Source organism: Mycobacterium sp., from assembly GCF_050701675.1.
Classification (GTDB): domain Bacteria; phylum Actinomycetota; class Actinomycetes; order Mycobacteriales; family Mycobacteriaceae; genus Mycobacterium.
Map to the genome: position 1 here is coordinate 1 of NZ_JBOGDD010000229.1, position 4,849 is coordinate 4,849.

Annotated in this window: 4 protein-coding genes; all 4 read left to right on the plus strand. The window is 69.7% G+C overall.

The window, feature by feature from the left end; genetic code table 11:
* The first annotated feature begins 39 nt into the window (after window positions 1–39).
* Window positions 40–2,010 (plus strand): acetyl/propionyl/methylcrotonyl-CoA carboxylase subunit alpha, encoded by a 1,971-nt coding sequence (locus tag ACRDUX_RS06610; protein WP_526412181.1) that lies wholly within the window; start codon window positions 40–42, stop codon window positions 2,008–2,010.
* Window positions 2,007–3,164, plus strand: coding sequence for an acyl-CoA dehydrogenase family protein (locus tag ACRDUX_RS06615; protein WP_526412175.1), 1,158 nt, complete (start codon window positions 2,007–2,009; stop codon window positions 3,162–3,164). Before ACRDUX_RS06610 ends, ACRDUX_RS06615 begins: the two co-directional genes overlap by 4 nt.
* Window positions 3,164–3,949, plus strand: a complete 786-nt coding sequence (locus ACRDUX_RS06620; protein WP_526412177.1) for an enoyl-CoA hydratase family protein — start codon at window positions 3,164–3,166, stop codon at window positions 3,947–3,949. The genes ACRDUX_RS06615 and ACRDUX_RS06620 overlap by 1 nt, the downstream gene beginning before the upstream one ends.
* A gap of 69 nt (window positions 3,950–4,018) precedes the next feature.
* Entirely contained in the window at window positions 4,019–4,648 is a 630-nt protein-coding gene (locus ACRDUX_RS06625; RefSeq protein WP_526412179.1) for a DUF1707 domain-containing protein, read from the plus strand.
* Window positions 4,649–4,849: the final 201 nt, after the last annotated feature.

The window sequence follows — 4,849 nt, forward strand, 5'->3', positions numbered from 1 at the left end:
GAGCGCAACTCGGCGCGCCGAAATCGCGGAGGGAGTGAAGTGATCACGCGAGTTCTGGTCGCCAACCGCGGGGAGATCGCCCGCCGCGTGTTCACCACCTGCCGTCGCCTCGGCATCGGCACGGTCGCCGTCTACACCGACCCCGACGCCTCCTCGCCCCACGTCGCCGAGGCCGACGTCCGCGTCCGGTTGGACGGCCGCAACGGCTACCTCGACGTGGCTCAGCTGATCGCCGCCGCGCACGCTGCCGGCGCCGACGCCATCCACCCCGGCTACGGATTCCTCTCCGAGAACGCCGAATTCGCCGCCGCCGTGCAGGATGCCGGGCTGACGTGGATCGGCCCGCCAGTCGCCGCCGTGCAGGCCATGGGCAGCAAGATCGAGGCCAAGAAGATGATGGCCGCGGCGGGTGTGCCGGTGCTCGACGAACTCGACCCCGAGACCGTCACCGCCGAGCAGCTGCCGGTCCTGATCAAGGCGTCAGCGGGGGGCGGTGGGCGCGGCATGCGCGTGGTCCGCGAACTCGGCGAGCTGACCAAGCAGGCGGAGGCCGCGCGGCGGGAGGCGCAGTCCGCCTTCGGCGACCCGACGGTGTTCTGCGAGCGCTACCTGGCCACCGGCCACCACGTCGAGGTGCAGGTGATGGCCGACTCCCACGGGACCGTGTGGGCGGTTGGCGAACGCGAGTGTTCGATCCAGCGCCGCCACCAGAAGATCATCGAGGAGGCCCCGTCGCCCCTCGTCGAGCGCACACCGGGCATGCGGGCCAAGCTGTTCGACGCGGCGCGGCTGGCCGCCGAGGCCATCGGCTACACCGGCGCGGGCACCGTCGAGTTCATGGCCGACGACGCGGGTGACTTCTTCTTCCTCGAGATGAACACCCGGCTGCAGGTCGAGCACCCCGTCACCGAGGAGACCACCGGACTCGACCTTGTCGAGCTGCAACTGCTGGTTGCCGACAGCGGTCGTCTCGACGCGGAACCACCTGCTGCACACGGGCATTCGATCGAGGTGCGGCTCTACGCCGAGGACCCCGCCAAGGGCTGGCAACCGCAGGCCGGACCGGTTCACCGCTTCGACGTGCCGACGGCGCTGACCGAGTTCGGGCTGCTCGGTCGCGCAGGCGTGCGGGTGGACTCAGGGGTGGTGGACGGGTCGGCGGTGTCGGTGTTCTACGACCCGATGCTGGCCAAGGTCATCTCCTACGCACCGACTCGCGCCAGGGCCGCCGCGATCCTGGCCGACGCGCTGGCCCGCACCCGCCTGCACGGCATCGGCACCAACCGCGACCTTCTGGTGAACGTCCTTCGCCATCGCGCCTTCCTCGACGGCGCCACGGACACCGCGTTCTTCGACACCCACGGCCTCGCCGAGTTGGCCGCACCGCTGGCCGACCCGTCGGCGCCGGAGCTGTCTGCGCTGGCGGCCGCCCTGGCCGACGCCGCCGAGAATCGGAGCGCCGCAACCGCGCTCAAGGGCCTGCCCAGCGGCTGGCGAAACCTGGCGTCAGGCTTCCAGACCAAGCGGTACCTCGACGCGGCGGGCGGCGAGCACGAGGTGCGGTACCGGTTCGGCCGCGCCGGTCTCGTACTCGACGGTGACGACGCCGTGGCCCTGGTGTCGTCGTCGCCGACGCGCGTCGTGCTGACGGTCAATGGTGTCGAGCGCCCCTTCGACGTCGCCCGCTACGGCGACCAGACCTTCGTCGACTCCCCGCTGGGCCCCGTGCGCCTCACCGCGCTACCGCGCTTCCCCGACCCCGACGCCGCCGTCGCGCAGGGTTCGCTGCTGGCCCCGATGCCTGGCTCGGTGACCAAGGTCGCCGCGTCGGTCGGCGACACGGTCACGGCGGGCCAGGCGCTGATCTGGCTGGAAGCCATGAAGATGGAGCACACCATCGCCGCCCCGACTGGCGGCGTGCTCGCAGAGCTCAACGTGACGGCCGGCCAGCAGGTCGACGTCGGCGCCGTCCTTGCCCGCATCGAGAACCCACTAGGAGACACCCAATGAGCTTCACCGAGACCGACGAACAGCAGGAGTTGCGCAAGGCCGTCGCGGCCATGGCGTCGAGCTACGGCCAGGACTACTACCTGGCCAAGGCACGCGCCGGTGAACACACCACCGAATTGTGGAGCGAAGCAGGCAAACTCGGCTTCCTCGGGGTGAACCTGCCCGAGGAGTATGGCGGCGGCGGAGCCGGCATGTACGAGCTGTCGCTCGTCATGGAGGAGATGGCGGCCAACGGGTCCGCACTGCTCATGATGGTGGTCTCCCCCGCCATCAACGGCACCATCATCAGCAAGTTCGGCACCGAGGAGCAGAAGAAGCGCTGGATCCCCGGTATCGCCGACGGCTCGATCACCATGGCGTTCGCCATCACCGAACCGGACGCCGGGTCCAACTCGCACAAGATCACCACCACCGCCCGACGCGACGGCAGCGACTGGGTCCTGTCCGGGCAGAAGGTGTTCATCTCCGGTGTCGACCAGGCGCAGGCGATCCTCGTCGTCGGTCGCACCGAAGAGGCGAAGACCGGCAACCTGAAGCCCGTCCTCTTCGTGGTGCCGACGGACACGCCCGGCCTGAGCTACACCAAGATCGACATGGAGATCGTCAGCCCCGAGTTCCAGTTCCAGCTGTTCCTCGACGACGTGCGGCTGCCCGCCGACGCGCTCGTCGGAGCGGAGGACGCCGCCATCGCGCAGCTGTTCGCCGGTCTCAACCCGGAGCGCATCATGGGCGCCGCCAGCGCCGTCGGCATGGGCCGCTTCGCGATCAACAAGGCCGCCGAATACGTCAAGACCCGCCAGGTGTGGAAGACGCCGATCGGCGCGCACCAGGGAATCTCACATCCGTTGGCGCAGAACTACATCGAGATCGAACTCGCCAAGCTGATGATGCAGAAGGCCGCGACGCTGTACGACGGCGGCGACGACTTCGGCGCCGCGGAGGCCGCCAACATGGCCAAGTACGCGGCGGGCGAGGCGTCCGTGCGGGCCGTCGACCAGGCCGTGCAGTCCCTCGGCGGCAACGGCCTGACCAAGGAGTACGGCATCGCGTCGGTGCTGACGGCGTCGCGCCTGGCCCGCATCGCCCCGGTCAGCCGCGAGATGATCCTGAACTTCATCGCGCAGACGTCGCTGGGCCTGCCCCGGTCCTACTGATGAGCACGCTGGTCACCTACGCGAAAGACGGTGCGGTCGCTCGGCTGGCGCTCGACTCGCCGCACAACCGCAACGCGCTGTCGACGGTGCTGGTTCGGCAACTGCACGACGGGTTCGCCAGTGCCGCTGCCGATCCAAACGTCAGGTGCGTGGTCCTCGGCCACACCGGTGGCACGTTCTGCGCGGGCGCCGATCTCGGCGAAGCCGCGGACCGCGACCCTGGCGACCTGGCCGTGGACCGGGCCCGCGAGATGACCCGGTTGCTCAGGGCGATCGTCGAACTGCCGATGCCGGTGATCGGCGCGGTGGACGGCCACGTGCGCGCCGGCGGCCTCGGGTTGATCGGCGCGTGCGACATCGTCGTCGCCGGACCCGCGAGCACGTTCGCGCTCACCGAGGCGCGCATCGGTGTGGCCCCGTCGATCATCTCGCTGACGCTGCTGCCGAAGATGTCGGCCCGCGCGGCCGGTCGCTACTTCGTCACCGGCGAGAAGTTCGGCGCGGCGGAGGCGCAGACCATCGGCCTGATCACCGTCGCCGCCGACACCACCGAGGCCATGCACGCCACCGTCGGCGCGCTGGCGGCCGACGTCGTGAAGGGTTCGCCCCAGGGTCTGGCCGCGTCGAAGGCGTTGACCACCGGTGCAATCCTGGCGGCGTTCGACGAGCACGCCGAGGTGCTGGCGGCGCAGTCGGCGGCGCTGTTCCTCTCCGAGGAGGCACGCGAGGGCATCCTCTCGTTCCTGGAGAAGCGGCCGCCGCGGTGGGTTGGCGGCACTCCCTAGACCATGGTTTCGGCAAATTCTGCGCACGGCCCCTTGCATGTATTGGCGTTCGTCGTAGGCTCGTCCCCAATGAGCAATGGAGCGTCGCGATCCGGGTCCATGCGTGCTGCCGATACGGACCGCATCCGGGTGGCGCAGCTTCTCTCTGATGCCGCCGCTCAGGGCCGCCTCGACATGGGCGAATTCGAGGACCGTCTCAAGAAGGCCTACGCCGCCCAGACGTTGGAAGAGCTGGATCGCCTCAGTTCCGACCTGCCCGGCGTCGCCACCACGGCGCCGGGAGTCGAGCCCGGCCGGCCCGCGCCGTCGACGCTGTTGCTGGCGATCATGAGCGGCTTCGAACGGCGCGGCCGGTGGAACGTACCGAAGCGGTTGACGTCGGTCACCGTGTTCGGGGGTGGCGTGATCGACCTGCGCTACGCCGACTTCACCTCGGCCGACGTGGAGATCCACTCGTATTCGATCTGTGGCGGGCAGACGATTCTGGTGCCCCCGGAGGTGAACGTCGATCTGCACGGTGTCGGCGTGATGGGCAGTTTCGACAAGTCGAGCATCGGCGCTGGGACGCGTGGCGCCCCGCACGTCACCGTCCGCGGTTTCTCACTGTGGGGCAGCGTCGGAGTGAAGCGCAAGAAGCGCCGGGCGCAGCCCGCCAAGGAGCACCCGACCGAGAACCGCACCCTTCCCGGCCAAGCCTGAGCGCTTGACCCGCGCGGCGTGACTTCCCCGACGCCACCACAACGAAAATCGGGCGGCCCCTTTACGAGGACCGCCCGATTTCCATCACTGACTGGCTACCCGTCGGCGCCGGCGCCTGCGCTGCCCGCGTCCTTGGTGTCGCCCGCTCCGGAATCTGGGCCGCCGTTGAGGCCGAGCTTCTTGAGTCCGTCGCCCCAGCCG

Bases quoted from the DNA above. Each gene is read 5' to 3' on its own strand.
- ACRDUX_RS06615 (WP_526412175.1), top strand. From the start codon at position 2,007: ATGAGCTTCACCGAGACCGACGAACAGCAGGAGTTGCGCAAGGCCGTC.
- ACRDUX_RS06620 (WP_526412177.1), top strand. From the start codon at position 3,164: ATGAGCACGCTGGTCACCTACGCGAAAGACGGTGCGGTCGCTCGGCTG.
- ACRDUX_RS06625 (WP_526412179.1), top strand. From the start codon at position 4,019: ATGAGCAATGGAGCGTCGCGATCCGGGTCCATGCGTGCTGCCGATACG.